Raw genomic sequence first — 20,186 nt, forward strand, 5'->3', positions numbered from 1 at the left:
TATTGCGCCGATGCCGGGAACCGGTGGCGGGTCGACCGCCTGAATTCAACCCATTCCCATGATGGGAACAGGCAAATCGGGGGATTACTATGCAAAAGGTAGCACGAAATTTCTTCACGCTCGCCGTCATCTACGCGCTGTTCGGGATGGCGCTCGGCCTTCAGATGGCGATCAGCCAGGACCATGGCCAGATGCCGACCCACGCCCACATAATGGTGGCCGGATGGCTGATGTCGGCGGTGTTCGCCTTCTTCTACCATCTGTTTCCGGCAGTCGCGGAAAAGAGGCTCGCCACGGTCCATTTCTGGTTGACGGCAATCAGTGGCATCGGCCTGTTGATCGGCCTTTACATCATGCTTGCCGGCAACCCGGCGATCGAGCCGCTGGTGGCAACGTCCTCGATGGGTTTTTACGCGGGATTGCTGCTGTTCGCCTACATCGCACTGCCGGTGGTGTGGAAAGCCGAGCGGCTTCCCGAGGCGCAAAAGGCCTGAGTCCAAAGGTCTGGGCCCCAAAAAGCCTGGAGTTATTGTGCTGTTACGGCACAGGCGGGCGACGCTTGTTCAAAAAATATCCATGCCGTTAAGGCTTCATTAAGCTTTACGGGCGTTTACTATGTGCATCCAGTGATCTGGATTCTTACCGAGTGGTTGGAGCCACTTTGTTTGACGCCTCCCTGTTAAACTCCTGAGAGCCGCCTTATCCGCGGCTCTTTTTTTCGCGATCCGGATTGCCGGTCGCCTGCGCCGCCGTTAACCGTTTGTTAAACATGTGCTTGCCTTCACCGGCGGCGAAGCGCATTTTCAAGCCTCGGTCATATAGGGTGCAGGCGTGACGGCGATGACGCCGATTCGGCCGGCTGTAAGGCAAGTGCAGGGCGTATCGATGAACGATCCTTCGAAGGGAAGCGCGAAAACCATCAAGCTGGCGGAGCGCCGGGTTTTCTCCCAATCCTTCAAGCCGCTCTACCAGGAAGGCATGGGCCTGGTCGAGCAAGCGGCCGAATATCTGGACGGCAAGGGCCGGGCCGAGGCGAAGAAACTGTCCAGGCTGGCGGCGACGCTCTATGCGGCCGAGTCGATGCGACTGACCACGAGGCTGATGCAGGTCGCCTCCTGGCTGCTTCTGCAGCGCGCGGCGAATTCCGGCGAGATGACTCGCGATCAGGTTGCTTCCGAAAAATCCAAGGTGCGTCTCGACACCGCTTCCGCCAACAACGATGCCGCAGGCTGGGTCGAACTGCCAAAGGATTTTCTTGACCTCATCGACCGCTCGCTGCGCCTGCAGGCGCTGGTGCGTCGCATGGACGAGGAAATCTACGGCGGCGCCGTGGCCGAGGTCGCGTCATCCGGCCGCCGCATCAATCCGGTTTCCGACCAGATCACGCTGCTCAACACGGCGTTCGCCCGCGGCTGACAGGCTGCTCGATATTCTCCGCTAAACGCCAGGAGCGTCCTTTTGCGGGCCAATCCTCAAGTCGTGTTTGGTGAACGTTTTTCGATGCGGGCCGCGGCGTGAGGGTTGGGCTGGATCGACATCGGCCCGCGTTGAAAAACCTCCCAAGGAGGAAGCCGCGAGGTGCTGGGTGGAGCCTATGGGGAAAGCGCGGGGCTGGCGGTGAGCGGCGGGCACGACAGCAGCAATCGGGGTGGCCCAAAAGCTACCGATGATGTGATGAAGGTTGGGTCTTGAGGCCATCTGCCGTTGTGTCTCGGCGATTTTGCCGTTGTTCGGTAAAGCCTGACGCAAACCGACATTTTCCCGGAATGCAGGGCAGATCGGGCTCAGCTTTGGGTAATGTGACGGGGATCTCGTCATGCGGCATCTTTTTGTGGCGGTGCGCGGGTTGTCGGGCGCTGGCCGCGGCGGAATATCTCAACGATGCGCATCAGGCGGCGGCGACGAGCCCGACACGATGTCGCAGCGAATCCACGCGACGGGCACCAAGGGCCGTCCCCGACTCTATGTTCCCTTCACGATTCTCGGCTTTATTGGTCGGCGGGATTGAGCCGCACTCTCAAGGGCCAAGGCCAGCCGCTTCTCGTCTTCGATGGCGCGATCGACTGCCTCGATTTCCTCTTGGAGCTCCTTTAGCTTGGCTCCGTAGCTGGAGCCGTCGCTGTCCCCGATCTGAAAGCCGCTTGCCCGCATTGCGTCGCGGGTATGGTGCACGTTACGGACTCCTTCGCGTCGAGTCGCGACCAGGATTTCCCTGAACTCTCCAAGACGTTCAACGTGATTGCGAGTCATTGTGTTCTCCCATTTCGTCGTCATCGGCGCTGACGGCGATTCAGCACGGCTAAAACTTACGGCGCAGAAGGTTTAAGCGACTCTAAGAAATACGCTCGACAAAGCATGAATGCGAAAGCTCAAATTTGACCGGAGCGCGGCAGGAGGAAATTGGCTTGGGACCCGACCGATCACCGACCAGGTGCTAGACTCTTCGGCCGAACGCGTCTGCTGCTCGGCGCGCTTGCTGGTCCATCCAGCTGCCGATTCTGGATCGCGAGGGTCCGTTTCTGAGCGCACAGCGACGCTGGTCTCAACGTCCGATAAGCTGCAAAGCCGCCACATGGTAAGCGGGGTCAAAAGCTACCAATCCGGCAGCTGATACATGCTACTCTGACGGACACCTGCCGCGGTTTCCTCCGCTTACCTACAGCGCCGCGCGTCCTCTTGGACGCGCAAAGGACGCTGTAGCACTTTGCTTTTGCGCATGATCTTTTCCGAAAATCGGTTCCGATTTTCGGGGTCATGCGCGGGCTCACGGACCCAAATGTCCGTTCCGCTTCAGTTCTCGAAAACCACGCCATCTGTCTCGTCAGAGCGAATTCTCAAACAGCCTATGGGACGCTGCGAGGGCTGTTTCTGGTTTGTTCACATTTCGCTGGCATCGCTGTCCGCCAGGGGTAGACTTGGCGGATGGGGGAAACGATTCGCATCATCGGCATTGATCCGGGGCTGAGGCGCACCGGCTGGGGCATCGTCGAGAGCCTCGGCAACTCGCTGCGCTTCGTCGCCTCCGGCACCGTGCGTTCCGACGACAAGGCGGCGCTGGCGACACGGCTTTGCCAGTTGCATGACGGGCTCGCCGAGATCCTGCATGCCGCCATGCCGCACGAGGCGGCGGTCGAGCAGACCTTCGTCAACAAGGATGCGGCCGCGACGCTGAAGCTTGGCCAGGCCCGCGGCATCGCCATGCTGGTGCCGGCGCTGGCCGGCCTGGTCGTCGCCGAATATGCGCCCAACGCAGTCAAGAAGGCGGTGATCGGCGTCGGCCATGGCGACAAGAAACAGATCCACATGATGGTCAAGGTGCTGATGCCGAAGGCGACGTTCGACACCGACGATGCCGCCGACGCGCTGGCCATCGCCATCTGCCACGCGCATCACCGGCAGAGCGTTGTCTACAGGTTGGCGGCGCTGGTCTAGAGCGACGTGCGTCCATTTGGACGCACAAAGTACGCTCTAGCACTTTGAATCCACGCATCGTGCTTTCCGAAAATCGATTCCGATTTTCGAGCCGATGCGATAAGTTTGTTCTTGACCTGTTCTCGTGCCGGCAGTAAGTAATACCCGTGAGGTATTACCATGCGAGTAACAACCAAAGGACAGGTGACGATCCCGAAAGAGATACGGGATCGCCTGGGTATCGGCCCAGGCTCGGAGGTGGAGTTCTTGCCTACCGAGGACGGCGTCCGCGTTGTTGCGGTCAACGAAAACATTTCCGAAGAAGAGGCCTCTCGCAAATTCAGCCAGTTGCTCGATCAAATGGCCGGTACGTTGGATCTGGGAGGCATGACGACGGACGAATATATGGAGTGGCTGAGGGGTCCACGTGAAGATCTCGACATTGGTTGACACAAATGTCCTGATCGATGTTTGGGGTCCCGCCGGACGGGATACGAAGTGGTCGGCGTCGGCGATCACCGCATGCCGGCGCGATGGCGCACTCGTTATCAACACAATCGTCTGGTCCGAACTGGCGCCGCTGATAGCCACCGAGCCCGCACTTCGTAAAGCAGTCGAGACGCTCAAGATGGAACGCGAACTTTTGCCCTGGGAAGCGGCATTCCTTGCCGGCGTTACGCATTCCCGCTATCTCCGCGCAGGCGGGCTGCGCGAACGAACGCTGCCGGATTTCTTTATTGGAGCCCACGCCGTCGTTGCTGAACATCGTTTGCTGACACGCGATGCCGCGCGCTATCGCAACTATTTCCCGGACCTCGACATCATGTCTCCCGAAACCTATCCATGAGGCCTGTTTCCATGAGAGCCTTGTATCCATGAGAGCTTTGGCATGATCGGCAAGCTGAAATGATCGGCAAGCTCAAAGGCACGCTGGACGAAATCGACGAGGATTTCTGCATCATCGACGTGCACGGCGTCGGCTATGTCGCCCACTGCTCGACGCGCACGCTGGCCGCTTTGCCGGCCCCCGGCGAGGCGGTGGTGCTGTTCATCGAGACCTATGTCCGCGAGGACATGTTGAGGCTGTACGGTTTCCAGTCGGTTCTGGAGCGCGAATGGTTCCGGCTGCTGATGAGCAATGTGCAGGGCGTCGGCGCCAAGGTGGCGCTGGCCATTCTCTCGACGCTGGCGCCGGCCGATCTCGCCAATGCCATCGCGCTGCGTGACATTGCCATGGTCAGCCGCGCGCCCGGCGTCGGCAAGAAGGTGGCCGAGCGCATCGTCACCGAACTGAAGAACAAGGCGCCCGCCTTTGCGGGCGCTGCCTCCGGCACCATCGGCTTGAAGCAGGAGCTTGGCGAAGGCGTCGCGCCGGCGCCGATCACCGACGCCGTCTCGGCGCTGGTCAATCTCGGCTATTCGCGCGATACCGCCGCCAATGCGGTGGCGGCGGCGCTGAAAGGCGCCGGCGAGGACGCGGACGCATCGAAGCTGATCCGCTTCGGGCTGAAGGAACTGGCGCGGTGAGACCATTGCCCGAGAAATAAATTCCGACTAGGAACAAGAGCATGGGCAGATATGCGGGCTTGACCTCCAGTGGGCAGCTTACGATTCCAAAGAAAGTCCGGGACGCCTTGTCGCTCAAAGCGGGCGATACGGTTGCGTGGACGGTCATGGATGGTCTTCTGATCGGAACGCCGCGCAATCTCGAATTTGCCGACCTTGCCGGATTTCTCGGCAATCCGCCCGGCGGTCCCGCTACACTGGAGGAAATCGACGCCGCGGTCGGGGATGCTGTCGGTCGCCATGTCGCCGGCGATCGCGATGGAAGTGAGCGCGCCTGATGAGCCTTTCGCCACGCCTCATTGCTCCCGACAAGCGCGGCGAAGATGCCGAGCAGACCTTGCGGCCGCAGACGCTCGGCGATTTCGTCGGCCAGGCGGCGGTGCGGGCCAATCTCAAAGTGTTCATCGAGGCCGCCAAGGGCCGCAGCGAGGCGCTCGACCATGTGCTGTTCGTCGGCCCTCCCGGCCTCGGCAAGACGACGCTGGCACAGATCATGGCACGCGAGCTTGGCGTTAATTTCCGCTCGACCTCCGGTCCGGTCATCGCCAAGGCCGGCGATCTCGCAGCACTGCTCACCAATCTCGAAGACCGCGACGTGCTGTTCATCGACGAGATCCACCGGCTCAACCCGGCGGTCGAGGAAATACTCTATCCGGCGATGGAGGATTTCCAGCTCGACCTGATCATCGGCGAAGGGCCGGCGGCGCGCTCGGTCAAGATCGATCTTGCCCGCTTCACCCTGGTCGCCGCGACCACCCGGCTCGGCCTTTTGACCAATCCGCTGCGCGACCGCTTCGGCATTCCGGTCCGCCTCAATTTCTACTCGGTCGAGGAACTGGAGCAGATCGTGCGCCGCGGCGCCCGCATCCTTGCCATGCCGCTCGGTGACGATGGCGCGCTGGAGATCGCTCGGCGTGCGCGCGGCACGCCGCGCATCGCCGGCCGGCTGTTGCGCCGTGTGCGCGATTTTGCCTCCGTCGCCGGCGACGGTCACGTCGACCGCCAGATCGCCGACGAGGCGCTGACGCGGCTCGAGGTCGATGCGCTCGGCCTCGACGCGCTCGACCGTCGCTATCTCTCGATGATCGCGCGGAATTTTGGCGGCGGGCCGGTCGGCATCGAGACCATCGCGGCAGGGCTTTCCGAGCCGCGCGACGCCATCGAGGACATCATCGAGCCCTATCTGATCCAGCAGGGTTTTATTCAGCGCACGCCGCGCGGCCGCGTGCTGACCGCCAATGCCTGGCGGCATCTCGGCCTCGATGCGCCGAAGGACCTGGCGCAGCAGCAGATCAGCCTGTTCCAGGAAGAATGACGAAGTCTGCAGGCGCCTCTCAGTCGCGAATGCATCTGTGTCTTCTTCGGATCTAGGGTGATGACTGATAAGGATTATAATCCTTATCAATGCTAATCATTTCTTAACCATGGAAGTTAAGTCAAATTTCGATTTGACTTTCTTCAAATAGTATAGCGTTATCTCATGAACCGCGTAATCTGCGACCTTAAGCGCTCACGCATAACTATATGCATTGAAGTCTTGGCTTTCTACGCCGCTGACAGCGGCGTAGAAGAATATTGTCAATTGTTCAATATGGCAGGGGGAAGCTATGATTGCAGCAAGCAGAGTGACCGAGCTTAAGACAGAACCCCGCTACATCGATATCGCCAGGCAGGGTGATAGCGATCTCGATGTACTAAAGTTACTTCCTGGAACGTGGAAGAATGACCCGGGCATGAAGGGGCGCGGCTGGAATGCGATCGCTTTGCCATTCGCTTCATCGGGCAGCGGGATCGACTACAGGCTCCTGGTCAATCAATATGATGAGGTGCTCAAATTCACTTTGGTGGACAAGGGCGTCAAGAATCGCGGCATCCAGAGGAACGGAACTTCGATCAACACCGACCAGGTCGTGGTCGCACTGGATTACGAGCAACGGATCGAGCAGCTGATTGCCGACGATTTTCCGGCGAGCGGCCTGCAGGGAGATCCGAACACGACGATTCACCACGAGCCGGGCCTTTGGTTGTTCATGACCAATGAGGCCGAGAAAACCAGCAACATTGGACGCCTTGGGACCATTCCGCACGGCGACTCACTGCTTGCATTGGGTGCGGGCGAGGTCACCAACGGGCCACCGACAATTCCGGCAATCAATGGGTTGCCGATAGGCGTCAATCAGACTCTCACCAGTCCCTATCTGGCGCCGTACAATCATTTTCATCTCTCTCCATTCAAGGGTGTTGTGGCCGATCCCAACTTTCCAGGTTTCGATCCGGTGGAGCCACATCTTCTTCTCGTCGGCGGTGCTCCGGGAACCGTAACCAGAACGACAAAGCTGCAGGTCAGCACGACTGTCGAGACTGCTGGGATCGTCAATATTCCCTTCATCGTAAGGCAGGCCAACGCGGCCGAAATGATATCGACTTTCTGGATAATGGAACTGGACGAGCTGACGCCCGCGGGAACGCCGCGCCTCATTCTGCAATATCTGCAAATCGTGCTTCTCGATTTCTTCCCGCGTCGCGATGGTCTGCCGGGCCTGATAAGATGGCCCCATGTCAGCATCAACACGATGGAGAAGGTCGCGGATGCCGACGCAATGAAGACAGCGGCGCCAGCCACGCCCTGATGCATGTCGCCCAAAAGTGCGCAGCGGTTTTTGGGGGCTGCGCAAAATCTCCTCATCCTGGTCAGCTTGCCGGCGTATTTGCGGGCTCTAACGCTTCCGCTGTAGGACCGTCGGTCCCACGAACGACGGGGTTGAGCAATGATCACCAGACGCGGCTTCCTGCGCCTCATCGGCGGTTCCTTCTTATCTGCCGTGTCGCTCAGTGCTTATGCGGTTGGCCTCGAGCCGATGTTGCTGACGCATGTAAAGCGCTATTCACTGACGCCGCCAAACTGGCCTGCCGGATTGCGGCTTCGCGTCGTCGCTCTCGCCGATATTCATGCCTGTCGGCCATGGATGACGCCGGAGCGGATCAGGTCGCTTGCCGAACGGGCGAACAGCCTGCAACCGGATCTGATTGTCCTGCTTGGCGACTATGCAGCCGGCACACGCCTGGTTACGGACTGGGTGGGCTCCTCCGAATGGGCGCCGGCCTTGTCAGGCCTGAAGGCGCCGCTCGGGGTGTGGTCAATCCTTGGCAATCACGACTGGTGGGAGGACCTTTCCGCGCAGGGGGCCGGGTTGGGGCCGACGGTGGCGCGCCGGGCGCTCGAGAGCGCCGGCATACCGGTCCTTGAAAACGATGTGGTACGCCTGGAAAAAGACGGGCATGGCTTCTGGGTCGCCGGACTTGCCGACCAACTTGCGCTGCGGCCGGGCAAGGCTTGGGGCCGCAGCAGTTTCACAGGACTGGACGATCTGCACGGCACGCTGGCAAAGGTGAGCGACAAGGCTCCTGTTATCCTGCTGGCACATGAGCCGGACATTTTTCCGAAGGTCCCATCACGGGTTTCGTTGACCCTTTCAGGTCATACCCATGGTGGACAGGTGCGGTTGCTCGGCTATTCTCCGGTCGTGCCATCCCGCTTCGGCAACCGTTTTGCCTATGGCCATGTCGTGGAGGAGAACCGCAACCTGATCGTCTCCGGAGGTCTCGGCTTCAGCATCCTGCCGGTGCGTTTCGGGATGCGCCCAGAGATTCTTTCGATCGAACTGGGTTCGGCGCTTCAATGAAGTGACCTGATCGCGTCCATCACATCCGGCTCGGCCCTGTCGCCATCAAAAGCGTCGACGATGCCGAAGGCGCCGCCATGGCTCCAAACCGACCAAGAGAAGCCACGCGCTTCGGCGCGCGCGATCATGTCCCTGACATAGGCGGCACGGTATTCGGCCGGCATCACGTAGAGATTGCCGTATTCCTGGCGAATCATGCCGAATTCGCCGAGCGTGATGTTCTCAGGTTTTATGCCGTTGGCCTTTGCCCAGGCCTCGACCCTGGTGAACGGCGCATCCATTATCTCGCGCAGCTTCTCGTCCGTGTCCAGGCTGGCGACCTGCTCGTCGAGATAGGCAAGCAGGCCGCTCTGGCGCGCCCATGGGGCCTCGGCCTTGATCCTTGCGCGGATCGTATCGAGCGCATCATCAAGCTGGCTGCGCGGGATGCCGCTGAGCGGATAGGGCAGGCCGGTCACATAGGGGATGAAGTCGCCGGCCCAGGTCGCGCCCTGATGGGTCAGCAGGAACGGCTCGTAGGAATGAAAGGTCCAGGTGATGTTGTCGTCGGCGATCGCCTTTGGATCGATCCTTGCCAGCGATGCCGCGTTGGAATAGCAGGCGCCGGTCAGGATCAGGGTGAGCCTGGTGGCTGACGAACGCGCCGCCGCGAACAGTTTCTGCTGGCGCTCCGGCCACAGGCCGGTGCCGTCGGCGTCGCAGTCGATAACCGGCTCGTTCATCGGCTCGAAAGCGACTTGGCGCGGATCCTCATCGGCCAGCGTGCGCGCCATCTTGCGCACCATTTCGACATAGGCGTCGAACATTTGTGGATCGTCCATCACCTCGCCCATGCCGATCTTGCGGCTGCTGCCGCTGGGGATCAGATGCATGTCGACGATCACTTTCAGTCCGGCACGGTTGATCATGCGCACCGAGTCCAGCACGCTGGCATAGAGCTCGTCGCGCAGCGCCAGCGTCTCGGCGGACAGGAACGGCGACGGATCGACCGGCATGCGCAGGAAATCGAAGCCGGCGCTCTTCAGCGCCTTGAGGTCGTCGTCGTTCAGGAACTTGCGCCATTCCGGATAGGGCAGGATTGCCCGCCGGTCGCCCCATTTGTCCTCGCCCGGCCATGTCGTCCATTGGTCGAGATTGAGGCCGCGCTTCATCGAAAAGCTCGCCGCCTGGCCCGGCAGCACCAGCGCGGCCAGCACAAGCAGCGCCGCCATCAAGGTCTTGATCATCGCCGTCAACAGTGCCATCGGGTTTATACGCCAAGTCAATGCGTGTCGCCCAAGCGTGTGTGTAGCGGTCTTGGGACAATGACGCGCCCGGAAACAACCACCTGAAGCGCGTCGCGCTTTAGGTGCCCGGTCAGGCCAAAAAAGGAAAGCGCGATGGACAATCATGGTGAATCGGCGGCGCTCTGCGCCGGGCTTTCCGGCGCGATGACGGAATTCGGCCACCGGCTGATGGCGCGGGTCTATTATGCCGACACCGATTTCTCCGGCGTCGTCTATCACGCGCGCTATCTCGAATTCTTCGAACGCGGCCGTTCCGATTATCTCAGGCTTGCCGGCGTCCACCACACCGAGCTTGCCGACGGCAAGCATGGCGAAAGAATAATCTGGGTGGTGCGGCGCATGGAGATCGACTTTCGCGGCTCCGCCCGCATGGATGATGTCTTGACCATCGAGACGCGCACCGAGGACATTTCGGGCGCCCGCATCATCATGGCGCAGCAGCTGAAGCGCGGCGGCGAGGTGCTGGTTGAGGCGCGGGTCGAGGCGGCGATCATCGGCGAGAACGGCCGGCCAAGGCGCTTTCCGAAGGAATGGATCGCAACCTTCATGCCCAAGACAAACCGTTAGTTCAAATCGGCAAGTTGCCGATCCCAATGATCCGCTGACGATGCCAGGCGGCTCGCCCAAAGCGCGGCAATGCGCCGCGCCGTGCGTCCTAACCCATCCTTAACCATAACGGTTCATGAAGAGAGTGGTGAAGATTGGAGGAATCCAGCGCCTTCCTTTCACCAAGATTTGCCCCGAAAAGGCCGCCAACGGTGCATTTTGGGGTTATTCCGCAAGCGTTGCGCGAACGGATTACAAGGGATGCCTATGGGCCAGCCGCCAGCCGTACCCGGAAAATTCTTAAGGACGTAACCATGGAAAATATCGCACTCGCCGAACCGGGCGCGCATTTGTCGATTTGGGCGCTGTTCACGCAGGCCGGCTGGGTGGTCAAGCTGGTCATGATCGGGCTGCTCTGCGCCTCGATCTGGACCTGGGCGATCATCGTCGACAAACTCGTCGCCTATGGCCGCATGCGGCTCGCGCTCAATCGCTTCGAACAGGTGTTCTGGTCGGGGCAGTCGCTGGAAGAGCTCTACCGCACACTCGCCGACCGCAAGACGTCTGGCATGGGCGCGATCTTTGTCGCCGCCATGCGCGAATGGAAGAAGAGCTTCGAGAAGGGGGCGAAATCGCCGCTTGGCCTTCAGACCCGCATCGACAAGGCGATGGACCTGGCGCTGACCCGCGAAATGGAAAAACTGGAAGGACGGCTTGGCTTTCTCGCCACCACCGGCTCGGCGGCGCCGTTCATCGGCCTGTTCGGCACGGTGATCGGCATCATGACCTCGTTCCAGGCGATCGCCGCATCCAAGAATACCAGCCTGTCGGTGGTCGCGCCCGGCATTGCCGAAGCGCTGCTGGCCACGGCAATAGGCTTGCTGGCCGCCATCCCCGCCGTCATCGCCTACAATAAGCTGTCGTCGGACGCGAACAAGATCGCCGTGCGCATGGAAGGGTTCGCGGACGAGTTCTCCGCCATACTCTCGCGCCAAATCGATGAAAAAGTCGCGCAGAAGACCTGAGGAACAATCATGGGAATGTCTGTAGGCGCGGGTGGCGGAGGACGCGGTGGTCGCGGCCACAGGCGGCGCGGCCGCCATCACGCCATGATATCGGAAATCAACGTCACGCCGATGGTCGACGTGATGCTGGTGCTGCTGATCATCTTCATGGTCGCCGCACCCTTGCTGACGGTCGGTGTTCCGGTCGACCTGCCGGAAACACAGGCCAAGGCGATTGCGGCCGACACGCAACCGATCGAGGTATCCATCAACTCCGCCGGCCAGATTTACATCCAGAAGACCGAGATCCCGATCGAGGAACTGGTGGCAAAGCTGCAGGCGATCTCGAAGACCGGCTATGACGAGCGCATCTTCTTTCGCGCCGACAAGGCAACCAATTATGGAGCGGCTCTGCAGGTCATGGCCCGTGTCCAAGCAGCTGGCTACAAGAATATGAGTCTCATCTCCCTGCAGGAACAGGACCAGTAGACAAGAACATGCGGACCGGCCTCACCACATCGGTGATCTTGCATGCGACGGCGATCGCCTTCGGGCTGTTCACACTGTCGGCGCCGGCTGCGCTTCCGTCGTCCGAAATCGAGTCGGTCGCAGTCGAGATCGTGCCGATGGAGGCAGTCTCGCAGGTTTTGCAGGGCGACAAGAAGGCTGTGATGCACGAGAAGCCAGCGCCGACGCCGACCAAGCGTCCCGATATCGTGCCCGATGCCCAGAAGATCGGTGAAAACAGCGTCGATACCGACAAGCCGGTGACGGACGAAGCCAAGCCCAAGCCGGTCGATCAGGCGGAGGCGCCGCCGCCTGCGCCGACGCCGAAAGAGAAGCCGAAGCCCGAGGACGTGCCGAAGCCCCAGGAAAAGCCGAAGCCGATTCCTGCAACAGAAGTGGCGCCGGTGCCGCAGCCGAAGGAAGAGGTCAAGCCCGAGCCGGTCAAGCAGGCGGAGCCAAAACCGACGCCGGCCAAGGAACCGGCGCCGACGCCGCCGCAGGACAAGACCGCCGCCATCGACCCGCAGCCTGAGGTCAAGCCGGACGCCGTCGCCGAAGCGATTGCCCAGGAGCCGCCAACCGAGACGACGCAGCTTCCGGACTCGGCGCCCGCCCCGCAGGCGCGGCCGAAGCCGCAGCCGGCCCAGGCCGAAAGCGCCAAGGCGCCGGAGCGCAAGGACGCCGACAAGCCGGTCAAGGAAGCCTCGTCCAAGCCGAAGTCGGACGACAAGCAATTCAATGCCGATGAGATTTCCGCCCTTCTCGACAAGCAGAAGCCGTCCGGAGGCGGCGCCAAGCGCTCGACCCAACAGGCATCGCTCGGCGGCGAAAAGAACCAAGGCACCAAGCTCTCGCAGAGCGAGCTTGATGGCTTGAAAGCTCAGATCAAACGCTGCTGGAGTGTGACGCCCGGGACATTCGATGGCGATAGCCAAAAAGTCACCATCAGGATGAGGCTCACCCCAAATGGCGAGATCGACAGCGCTCCGGAAGTTGCGTCAAGGAGCGATGGCTCAACGGGCTCCCGCGTCGCCTCGGAAGCAGCGCGGCGCGCAGTGCTGCGATGTGCGCCCTACAATCTCCCCGTCGCAAAATATGACGGTGAATTGGGATGGAACGAGGTCGAGGTCAATTTCATCCCCAGCGACATGTACTGATTTGCCGAGAGAACAACGAGGCTGAACGAATGAAGAAGTTCCTTACGACGCTTATGCTGATCGGCACGATTACGGCCGGCATCAGCGCGCTGGCTACACTGCCGGCAAAGGCGTTGGTCCAACTCGACTTGACTGAACCCAATATCGAGCCTCTGCCGATCGCTATCACCGACTTCCAATCGGGCGACGGGTTGGGCGCGGAGATCTCGAAGATCGTCAGCGCAGACCTGAAACGCTCCGGCCTGTTCGCGCCGATCGACAAAAGCGCCTTCATCGAAAAGATATCCAATCCGGATGCCGCCCCCCGCTTCGAGGACTGGAAAGTGATCAACGCCCAGGCGCTGGTCACCGGCAGCGTCAGCAAGGAGGCCGATGGCCGCGTCCGCGCCCAGTACCGATTGTGGGACACCTTTGCCGGCCAGCAATTGTCCGGCGAGCAGTTCTTCGCCAACGACGCCAATACGAGGCGCGTCGCCCATATCATCGCCGACGCCATCTATGAGCGGCTAACCGGCGAGAAGGGCTATTTCGACACGCGCGTCGTCTTCATCGACGAATCGGGCGCAAAGAACGCGCGCAAGAAGCGCCTCGCCATCATGGACCAGGACGGCGCCAATATCCGCTACCTGTCGGATGGCAGGTCGATCGTGCTGACCCCGCGCTTCTCGCCAAGCCGGCAGGAAATCACTTATATGTCCTATGAAAGCGGCCAGCCGAAGGTCTATCTGCTGCAGATCGAGACCGGGCAGCGCGAACTGGTCGGCGACTTTCCCGGCATGACCTTTGCGCCGCGCTTCTCGCCCGACGGCCAGAAGGTGATCATGAGCCTGCTGCGCGACGACGGCAATTCCAATATCTTCGCCATGGATTTGAGGAGCCGCTCGACGACTAGGCTCACCAACTCGACGGCCATCGACACCTCGCCGTCCTATTCGCCGGATGGCAGCAAGGTGGTGTTCACCTCCGACCGCGGCGGCCGCGCGCAGATCTATGTGATGGGCGCCGACGGTTCTGGCCAGACCCGCATCTCCTTCGGCGACGGCGTCTATTCGACGCCGGTGTGGTCACCGCGCGGCGACCTCATCGCCTTCACCAAGCAGACCGCCGGCGAATTCCAGATCGGCGTCATGCGAGTCGACGGTTCGGGCGAGCGCATCCTTTCAACCGGGTTCCAGCAGGAGGGGCCGACCTGGGCGCCTAACGGCCGGGTGCTGATGTTCTTCCGTGATTCGGCCGGCGGCCCAAAACTCGTTTCGGTCGATCTCACCGGCCGCAACGAACAGTCGATCCCGACCGCGAATTTCGCTTCGGACCCGGCCTGGTCGCCGCTGCTCGAGTGAGGGAGGAATTGGAGAAATGAGGAATTGGAGAATTGAAGAATTGAAGAATTGAAGAGATGAAGAGATGAAGAGATGAAGAAAACGGGACTCCTCAATTCTTCAATTCTCCAACTTTCCACGGCTTGGTCGCGTTTCAGCCGCATTTCTGCCTACGGTCCCCGCGCATTGTGCCTCCTCGGATTCCCCTGGGCAGAACGGCTGCGGACGGCAGCCGAAACCAAATTTTAACCGTGTTTCTTGAACGCCGGTTAACCCAAACGTGGTTACTGGACGATCAACGAAATCACTCGAATTGCGAAGGAGAGGCGGCATGGGCCGTATCGCAGCACTTACCAGAAACCCGGCGATGATCGCGCTGGTGGCGTTGCTCGCCATCGCCGGTTGCGCCTCGAAGAAGAACCTGAACAGCGCCGCCGATCTCGGTCTCAGTGGCGCCGGGGCGGCAACGCCCGGATCGGCCCAGGATTTTACCGTCAACATCGGCGACCGCATCTTTTTCGACACGGATTCGTCCTCGATCCGCGCCGACGCGCAGACGACGCTTTCGCGCCAGGCGCAGTGGCTGAACCAGTACAGGCAGTATGCCATCGTCATCGAAGGCCATGCCGACGAGCGCGGCACGCGCGAATACAATCTGGCGCTCGGCGCCCGCCGCGCCGCCGCCACCCGCGACTTCCTCGTCGCCAGGGGTGTTTCCGCCCAGCGCCTGAAGACCATTTCCTACGGCAAGGAGCGTCCGGTCGCGGTTTGCGACGACATCTCCTGCTGGTCGCAGAACCGCCGCGCCGTCACCACGATCAGCGGCGCCGGTTCTTGATCGGCAATTTCTGATCGGCAGAAATGCAACACCTACGTGCGAAAGGCGGCTGCGGCCGCCTTTTTCATGTCCGGCGCCCGGATATGGGACTTGAAACAAAATTTGGCCGAAGTCCTGCGTCCTGGTAAGAGCCGAGCGCCCGACGGTCCCACTCCGATCGGAAGGCATGCAACAGGCAATCAATTTCACGGCGAGAGGCACATGCATTTCAGATCGGTCTTGAGCGGCACGCTTGCGCTGCTGCTCGTATCAAGCGTCGCTGCCCCGGCAGTAGGCAATGAGCAAGGCACAGAAAAAAGCGGTTTTTCCTTCCGCCTGCCGACGCTCGGCATTTTCGGTGACAAAAAGAAACAGGATCAGGTGCAATTTGCGCAGGATGGCACCGGCACTACCGCGCTGGAGGAACAGCTCCGGCAAATGAACGGCAAGATCGAGGAGCTCAACTTCCAGGTGCTGCAGATGCAGGAGCAGATCCGCAAGCAGCAGGAAGATAACGAGTTCCGCTTCCAGCAGCTGGAAGGCGGCTCACAAGGCGCGCAACAGCCACGCGAGCAGAAGAAGTCGGACGCCACCACCAACACCGACAGCAGCGTCGCCGAGGCTCCGGCGACGCATGCGCCGGTCGATGCGGGCACACCGCCCGCCGGCGGCCAGGAGGTCATCGTCGAATCACCGACAGGCGAACCCGGCGCGGTGATCCCGGGCACGCCGCCGAAGACGTTTGGCACCATCACCGTCGACAAGAACGGCAATGTGATCGAGGGCAAGACGCAGGCACATGCACCGGCGCAGAACACCGCCCCCAGCGACCAAGTTACCAGCGACCGGGCCGCTGGCACGCAGGCCGGCAAGTCCGACGATACGGTAGTCGCGGCGCTGCCCGCCACCGACGACCCGGAGGAGCTTTACCGCAATTCCTATCAGTTCATCCTGTCGGGCGACTACGGCACTGCCGAACAGGGTTTTCGCGACCACATCGCCCGCTTCCCCAAGGACGCCAAGACGGCGGACGCGCATTACTGGCTGGGTGAGTCGCTGCTCGGCCAGCAGAAGTATCGCGACGCGGCCGAGACGTTCCTCGCCGCCAGCAAGGACTATCCGAAGGCCAAGAAGGCTCCCGACATGCTGCTGAAGCTCGGTGTGTCGCTGGTCGGATTGAACCAGCGCGACGTGGCCTGCGCCACTTTCGGCGAGATCGGCAAGCGCTATCCGAACGTTTCCGGCGCGCTCAAGGAACGCGTCAAGCAGGAAAGGGCGCTCGCCGCGTGTTAGTTTTTTCCTTGCATGTCGTTGCCCCAAGACCGGGGCCACTTTTGGGCGACATGCATTGACGCCCGAAACCGAGCCTGACCGTTCGGTTTTTTCGCAGATCGACTTTACCAGCGGCGCTGTTGCGGCCGTGTCCGGCGGCAGCGACTCGACCGCCCTTCTCCTTCTCCTAAAAGATCACCTCGACCGTACCGCGCCGGCAACGAAATTGCTGGCTGTGACCATCGATCACGCTCTGCGGCCGGGCTCGGCAGCGGAAGCGCAAGCCGTGGCCAGGCTTTGCGCCGGGCGCGGCATTGCCCATCGCATCCTGGTCTGGTCCGGACGCAAGCCGTCGACCGGCCTGCCGGCTGCCGCGCGAGAGGCACGCTACCGGCTGCTGGCCGAGGCGGCGCAGGCGGAAGGTATCGGCCTTATCCTGACCGGCCACACAGCCGACGACCAGGCCGAGACCGTGCTGATGCGGCAAGCTCGCCAGGAGGGGGCGCGAGAGGCAGGGCGAGGTCTGGCCGGCATGGCACCGGCCACCCTCTATGACTGGCGGATCTGGATCGTACGGCCGCTTCTCGGCACACGGCGTGCTGCGCTGCGCGAAGTCCTGCGGCGCGCGAATGTCGGCTGGGCCGAAGACCCGACCAATGAAGACGAGGCTTTCGAGCGGCCGCGTATCCGCGCAGCGCTTGCCGACCGCAATGGTGCGCGGGAAGACGCGTTGGCGCTGGCCGGGCGGGCTGCGGTGGGGCGCGAACAGCTTGGCCATCGTGCCGCCGCGCTGATCCGTGGCTTTGCCAGCAGGCCCGCCGCCGGCCTTGCCCGTCTCGATCCGGGCTTTGCGACGGCCGGCGACGAGGCGGCGGCCGTCTACGCGCTGCGCGTCCTGCTGGCGACTGTCGGCGGCGTTGCCTTTCTGCCCGACCAGGCTCGCAGCGCGGCGCTGCTCAACCGGCTGAGGCCCGGACGACCTGGCAAAACCCCATTTTTGGCTGCCCCGTTTTGCGCTACTTTGTCGCGGACGGTGGTCGATGCACGGCGTGCCGGCATCTTCCTGCGTCGCGAAACCCGCAACCTGCCGTCCGCTGCTCCTGCCGTGGACAATGCACTCTGGGACGGCCGCCGGAGGATCAAATTGGGCGACGAACCGGGTGAATTTTTGATCGCGCCGCTCGGCGCGGCTGGTGCCGCAAGACAGGCAATTGCTGAAAACGGCACGCCGCCGAGCCTTGTCCGCGCGGCTCTGGCGGCCGAGCCGGTGCTGTGGCGCGCAAGCGAACATCCAAGCGACAGCCCGATCTTGCCGGGAATGGCGGTATGCCCGGTCGTCGCGCCCTTTGCCCGCTTCCTGCCGTCCTTCGACCTGGCGCCGGCCGGAACTGTCGCCGCGCTGATCGGTGCGCCGCGACTTCCTGCCCCGCCTTTCGGCGGCCACACTGCCGGTTGATCATGGGCGAAAGCTTAACCGCGACATGCTGTTCTGCTTGGCAATGAAGCGCGCCATCCCTATGTTAGACCCAAGTTTCCTCTCACGACGCGTGTCCGCTGGCGGACACCAACGGGACAATTGATGAATCCGAATTATCGCAATCTCGCGCTCTGGGCGATCATAGCGGTCCTGCTCATCGCTCTCTTCAATCTGTTCCAGACGCCGCAGACGCGCGGAGCAGCGAGTGACGTCCCCTATTCGCAGTTCCTGCAGGACGTCGCGGCCGGCCGGGTCAAGACGGTGACGATCGCGGGCGCCCGCATCTCGGGCACCTATACCGATACCTCTACCGGCTTCCAGACCTATTCGCCGGGTGATCCGTCGCTGGTTTCGAGACTCCAGGACAAGAACGTCACCATCAACGCGCGCCCCGAATCCGACGGTTCCAATTCGCTGTTCAGCTATCTCATCTCCTGGCTGCCGATGATCCTCATCCTTGGCGTCTGGATATTCTTCATGCGCCAGATGCAGTCCGGCTCCGGCCGCGCCATGGGCTTCGGCAAGTCGAAGGCCAAGCTTTTGACTGAAGCGCACGGCCGCGTCACCTTCCAGGATGTCGCCGGCGTCGACGAAGCCAAGCAGGATCTGGAAGAGATTGTCGAATTCCTGCGTGATCCGCAGAAGTTCCAGCGGCTTGGCGGCAAGATTCCGCGCGGCGTGCTGCTCGTCGGCCCTCCCGGGACCGGCAAGACGCTGCTTGCCCGTTCGGTCGCCGGTGAGGCCAACGTGCCGTTCTTCACCATTTCCGGCTCGGACTTTGTCGAGATGTTCGTCGGCGTTGGCGCCAGCCGCGTCCGCGACATGTTCGACCAGGCCAAGAAGAATGCGCCCTGCATCATCTTCATCGACGAAATCGACGCGGTCGGCCGCCATCGCGGCGCCGGCCTCGGCGGCGGCAACGACGAGCGCGAGCAGACGCTGAACCAGTTGCTGGTCGAAATGGACGGCTTCGAATCCAACGAAAGCATCATCCTGATCGCCGCCACCAACCGGCCGGACGTGCTCGATCCGGCGCTGCTCAGGCCCGGCCGTTTCGACCGCCAGGTGGTGGTGCCGAACCCCGACATCGTCGGCCGCGAGAAGATCCTGAAGGTGCATGTGCGCAACGTGCCGCTGGCCCCCAATGTCGACCTCAAGGTGATCGCACGCGGCACGCCGGGCTTTTCCGGCGCCGACCTGATGAACCTCGTCAACGAATCCGCTCTGATGGCGGCGCGGCGCAACAAACGCCTTGTCACCATGGCCGAGTTCGAGGACGCCAAGGACAAGATCATGATGGGCGCCGAGCGCCGCTCGTCGGCGATGACCCAGGCCGAGAAGGAACTCACCGCCTATCACGAGGCCGGCCACGCCATCCTGGCGCTGAACGTGCCGTCGGCCGATCCGCTGCACAAGGCGACCATCATCCCGCGCGGCCGGGCGCTTGGCATGGTCATGCAGTTGCCGGAAGGCGACCGCTATTCGATGAGCTACAAATACATGATCTCGCGCCTTGCCATCATGATGGGTGGCCGCGTCGCCGAGGAGTTCAAGTTCGGCAAGGAGAACATCACTTCGGGTGCCTCCTCGGACATCGAGCAGGCAACCAAGCTGGCGCGCGCCATGGTCACGCGCTGGGGTTTTTCCGACAAGCTTGGCCACGTCGCCTACGGCGACAACCAGGAGGAAGTGTTCCTCGGCCATTCGGTGGCGCGCACGCAGAACGTCTCGGAAGAGACGGCGCAGATCATCGACGCCGAAGTGCGCCGGCTGATTGACGAGGCGTATTCGACGGCGAAATCCATCCTGACCAAGAAGAAGAAGGAATGGATCGCGCTGGCGCAGGGGCTTTTGGAATATGAGACGCTGTCCGGCGAGGAGATCAAGCAGCTGATCGCCGGCCACAAGCCGGCCCGCGATCTCGGCGACGACACGCCACCGAGCCGGGGCTCGGCCGTGCCGAAATCCGGCAGCCGCCGCAAGAAGGGCCCGGAGCCCGAAGGCGGCATGGAGCCCCAGCCGTCAAGCTAGGGTCCGGCCCAGGAGGTTGATTTCGAAAAACGCCGCGGTGTTGACCGCGGCGTTTTCTGTTCAGGAGGTGCCGTGATGAGGGCCGATCTCCCCGGAAGGGGGAGATCAGC

The 20,186-nt window shown here is 61.9% G+C and carries 21 protein-coding genes; 19 read left to right on the top strand and 2 right to left on the bottom strand.

Features of this window, described 5'->3' with window-relative positions:
* Positions 1-89 precede the first annotated feature (89 nt).
* Positions 90-494 carry a hypothetical protein gene (locus tag BQ8794_RS07940; RefSeq protein ID WP_077375282.1) on the top strand — a complete coding sequence of 135 codons (405 nt, stop codon included), beginning with the start codon at positions 90-92 and terminating at the stop codon, positions 492-494.
* Positions 495-885: 391 nt separating this feature from the next.
* Entirely contained in the window at positions 886-1,416 is a 531-nt protein-coding gene (gene rcdA, locus BQ8794_RS07945) for a protease adaptor protein RcdA (RefSeq protein WP_077375285.1), read from the top strand.
* Positions 1,417-1,962: 546 nt separating this feature from the next.
* On the opposite strand, the gene BQ8794_RS07950 is transcribed toward rcdA, so the two are convergent.
* Positions 1,963-2,250, bottom strand: coding sequence for a hypothetical protein (locus BQ8794_RS07950; RefSeq protein WP_077375425.1), 288 nt, complete (start codon positions 2,248-2,250; stop codon positions 1,963-1,965).
* A 672-nt stretch (positions 2,251-2,922) separates the two neighbouring features.
* Between BQ8794_RS07950 and ruvC the strand changes: the two genes are divergently transcribed.
* From ruvC to BQ8794_RS07995, 8 genes are all read left to right on the top strand, one after another.
* Positions 2,923-3,432 carry a crossover junction endodeoxyribonuclease RuvC gene (ruvC, locus tag BQ8794_RS07960; RefSeq protein ID WP_077375292.1) on the top strand — a complete coding sequence of 170 codons (510 nt, stop codon included), beginning with the start codon at positions 2,923-2,925 and terminating at the stop codon, positions 3,430-3,432.
* 159 nt (positions 3,433-3,591) lie between these two features.
* Positions 3,592-3,861 (top strand): AbrB/MazE/SpoVT family DNA-binding domain-containing protein, encoded by a 270-nt coding sequence (locus tag BQ8794_RS07965; RefSeq protein WP_077375295.1) that lies wholly within the window; start codon positions 3,592-3,594, stop codon positions 3,859-3,861.
* Complete coding sequence (locus BQ8794_RS07970) at positions 3,839-4,258, top strand: type II toxin-antitoxin system VapC family toxin (protein WP_077375297.1); 420 nt, start codon at positions 3,839-3,841, stop codon at positions 4,256-4,258. Before BQ8794_RS07965 ends, BQ8794_RS07970 begins: the two co-directional genes overlap by 23 nt.
* A 59-nt stretch (positions 4,259-4,317) precedes the next feature.
* Complete coding sequence (gene ruvA / locus BQ8794_RS07975; RefSeq protein ID WP_077375300.1) at positions 4,318-4,938, top strand: Holliday junction branch migration protein RuvA; 621 nt, start codon at positions 4,318-4,320, stop codon at positions 4,936-4,938.
* Positions 4,939-4,979: 41 nt separating this feature from the next.
* Entirely contained in the window at positions 4,980-5,255 is a 276-nt protein-coding gene (locus BQ8794_RS07980; protein ID WP_077375303.1) for an AbrB/MazE/SpoVT family DNA-binding domain-containing protein, read from the top strand.
* Complete coding sequence (gene ruvB, locus BQ8794_RS07985) at positions 5,255-6,292, top strand: Holliday junction branch migration DNA helicase RuvB (protein ID WP_027152903.1); 1,038 nt, start codon at positions 5,255-5,257, stop codon at positions 6,290-6,292. The genes BQ8794_RS07980 and ruvB overlap by 1 nt, the downstream gene beginning before the upstream one ends.
* A gap of 292 nt (positions 6,293-6,584) precedes the next feature.
* On the top strand, positions 6,585-7,607 hold the full coding sequence (locus tag BQ8794_RS07990) for a heme-binding protein (RefSeq protein ID WP_077375306.1): 1,023 nt from the start codon (positions 6,585-6,587) through the stop codon (positions 7,605-7,607).
* Between the two features lie 138 nt (positions 7,608-7,745).
* Positions 7,746-8,660: a metallophosphoesterase gene (locus BQ8794_RS07995; protein WP_077375309.1), complete on the top strand. Its 915-nt coding sequence runs from the start codon at positions 7,746-7,748 to the stop codon at positions 8,658-8,660.
* Here BQ8794_RS07995 and BQ8794_RS08000 read toward each other — a convergent pair.
* A complete protein-coding gene (locus BQ8794_RS08000; RefSeq protein WP_077375312.1) occupies positions 8,654-9,904 on the bottom strand; it encodes a glycoside hydrolase family 5 protein in 1,251 nt (416 codons plus the stop codon). The genes BQ8794_RS07995 and BQ8794_RS08000 overlap by 7 nt on opposite strands.
* Positions 9,905-10,039: 135 nt before the next feature.
* Between BQ8794_RS08000 and ybgC the strand changes: the two genes are divergently transcribed.
* From ybgC to ftsH, 9 genes are all read left to right on the top strand, one after another.
* On the top strand, positions 10,040-10,513 hold the full coding sequence (gene ybgC, locus BQ8794_RS08005; protein ID WP_077375315.1) for a tol-pal system-associated acyl-CoA thioesterase: 474 nt from the start codon (positions 10,040-10,042) through the stop codon (positions 10,511-10,513).
* A gap of 293 nt (positions 10,514-10,806) precedes the next feature.
* Entirely contained in the window at positions 10,807-11,517 is a 711-nt protein-coding gene (gene tolQ, locus BQ8794_RS08010; protein ID WP_077375318.1) for a protein TolQ, read from the top strand.
* Positions 11,518-11,526: 9 nt separating this feature from the next.
* Positions 11,527-11,985 (top strand): ExbD/TolR family protein, encoded by a 459-nt coding sequence (locus tag BQ8794_RS08015; protein ID WP_077375321.1) that lies wholly within the window; start codon positions 11,527-11,529, stop codon positions 11,983-11,985.
* Between the two features lie 8 nt (positions 11,986-11,993).
* On the top strand, positions 11,994-13,160 hold the full coding sequence (locus tag BQ8794_RS08020) for a hypothetical protein (RefSeq protein ID WP_077375324.1): 1,167 nt from the start codon (positions 11,994-11,996) through the stop codon (positions 13,158-13,160).
* A 29-nt stretch (positions 13,161-13,189) separates the two neighbouring features.
* The gene (tolB, locus tag BQ8794_RS08025; protein ID WP_077375326.1) at positions 13,190-14,500 is read left to right on the top strand and encodes a Tol-Pal system beta propeller repeat protein TolB; all 1,311 of its coding nucleotides are present in this window, start codon (positions 13,190-13,192) and stop codon (positions 14,498-14,500) included.
* 310 nt (positions 14,501-14,810) lie between these two features.
* Positions 14,811-15,317 (top strand): peptidoglycan-associated lipoprotein Pal, encoded by a 507-nt coding sequence (pal, locus tag BQ8794_RS08030; RefSeq protein ID WP_027152911.1) that lies wholly within the window; start codon positions 14,811-14,813, stop codon positions 15,315-15,317.
* 201 nt (positions 15,318-15,518) lie between these two features.
* Positions 15,519-16,589, top strand: a complete 1,071-nt coding sequence (gene ybgF, locus BQ8794_RS08035; RefSeq protein ID WP_077375329.1) for a tol-pal system protein YbgF — start codon at positions 15,519-15,521, stop codon at positions 16,587-16,589.
* 55 nt (positions 16,590-16,644) lie between these two features.
* The gene (gene tilS / locus BQ8794_RS08040; protein WP_077375332.1) at positions 16,645-18,024 is read left to right on the top strand and encodes a tRNA lysidine(34) synthetase TilS; all 1,380 of its coding nucleotides are present in this window, start codon (positions 16,645-16,647) and stop codon (positions 18,022-18,024) included.
* A 123-nt stretch (positions 18,025-18,147) separates the two neighbouring features.
* Positions 18,148-20,076 (top strand): ATP-dependent zinc metalloprotease FtsH, encoded by a 1,929-nt coding sequence (gene ftsH, locus BQ8794_RS08045; RefSeq protein WP_077375335.1) that lies wholly within the window; start codon positions 18,148-18,150, stop codon positions 20,074-20,076.
* The last annotated feature ends 110 nt before the right edge of the window (positions 20,077-20,186 follow it).

The organism is Mesorhizobium prunaredense (genome assembly GCF_900156895.1).
In the GTDB taxonomy this organism is placed as follows: domain Bacteria; phylum Pseudomonadota; class Alphaproteobacteria; order Rhizobiales; family Rhizobiaceae; genus Mesorhizobium; species Mesorhizobium prunaredense.

What these genes read in the sequence shown, in the direction of transcription:
- BQ8794_RS07940 (WP_077375282.1), top strand. Translation starts at nt 90, where the DNA reads ATGCAAAAGGTAGCACGAAATTTCTTCACGCTCGCCGTCATCTACGCG.
- rcdA (WP_077375285.1), top strand. Translation starts at nt 886, where the DNA reads ATGAACGATCCTTCGAAGGGAAGCGCGAAAACCATCAAGCTGGCGGAG.
- BQ8794_RS07950 (WP_077375425.1), bottom strand. Translation starts at nt 2,250, where the DNA reads ATGACTCGCAATCACGTTGAACGTCTTGGAGAGTTCAGGGAAATCCTG.
- ruvC (WP_077375292.1), top strand. Translation starts at nt 2,923, where the DNA reads ATGGGGGAAACGATTCGCATCATCGGCATTGATCCGGGGCTGAGGCGC.
- BQ8794_RS07965 (WP_077375295.1), top strand. Translation starts at nt 3,592, where the DNA reads ATGCGAGTAACAACCAAAGGACAGGTGACGATCCCGAAAGAGATACGG.
- ruvA (WP_077375300.1), top strand. Translation starts at nt 4,318, where the DNA reads ATGATCGGCAAGCTCAAAGGCACGCTGGACGAAATCGACGAGGATTTC.
- BQ8794_RS07980 (WP_077375303.1), top strand. Translation starts at nt 4,980, where the DNA reads ATGGGCAGATATGCGGGCTTGACCTCCAGTGGGCAGCTTACGATTCCA.
- ruvB (WP_027152903.1), top strand. Translation starts at nt 5,255, where the DNA reads ATGAGCCTTTCGCCACGCCTCATTGCTCCCGACAAGCGCGGCGAAGAT.
- BQ8794_RS07990 (WP_077375306.1), top strand. Translation starts at nt 6,585, where the DNA reads ATGATTGCAGCAAGCAGAGTGACCGAGCTTAAGACAGAACCCCGCTAC.
- BQ8794_RS07995 (WP_077375309.1), top strand. Translation starts at nt 7,746, where the DNA reads ATGATCACCAGACGCGGCTTCCTGCGCCTCATCGGCGGTTCCTTCTTA.
- BQ8794_RS08000 (WP_077375312.1), bottom strand. Translation starts at nt 9,904, where the DNA reads ATGGCACTGTTGACGGCGATGATCAAGACCTTGATGGCGGCGCTGCTT.
- ybgC (WP_077375315.1), top strand. Translation starts at nt 10,040, where the DNA reads ATGGACAATCATGGTGAATCGGCGGCGCTCTGCGCCGGGCTTTCCGGC.
- tolQ (WP_077375318.1), top strand. Translation starts at nt 10,807, where the DNA reads ATGGAAAATATCGCACTCGCCGAACCGGGCGCGCATTTGTCGATTTGG.
- BQ8794_RS08015 (WP_077375321.1), top strand. Translation starts at nt 11,527, where the DNA reads ATGGGAATGTCTGTAGGCGCGGGTGGCGGAGGACGCGGTGGTCGCGGC.
- BQ8794_RS08020 (WP_077375324.1), top strand. Translation starts at nt 11,994, where the DNA reads ATGCGGACCGGCCTCACCACATCGGTGATCTTGCATGCGACGGCGATC.
- tolB (WP_077375326.1), top strand. Translation starts at nt 13,190, where the DNA reads ATGAAGAAGTTCCTTACGACGCTTATGCTGATCGGCACGATTACGGCC.
- pal (WP_027152911.1), top strand. Translation starts at nt 14,811, where the DNA reads ATGGGCCGTATCGCAGCACTTACCAGAAACCCGGCGATGATCGCGCTG.
- ybgF (WP_077375329.1), top strand. Translation starts at nt 15,519, where the DNA reads ATGCATTTCAGATCGGTCTTGAGCGGCACGCTTGCGCTGCTGCTCGTA.
- ftsH (WP_077375335.1), top strand. Translation starts at nt 18,148, where the DNA reads ATGAATCCGAATTATCGCAATCTCGCGCTCTGGGCGATCATAGCGGTC.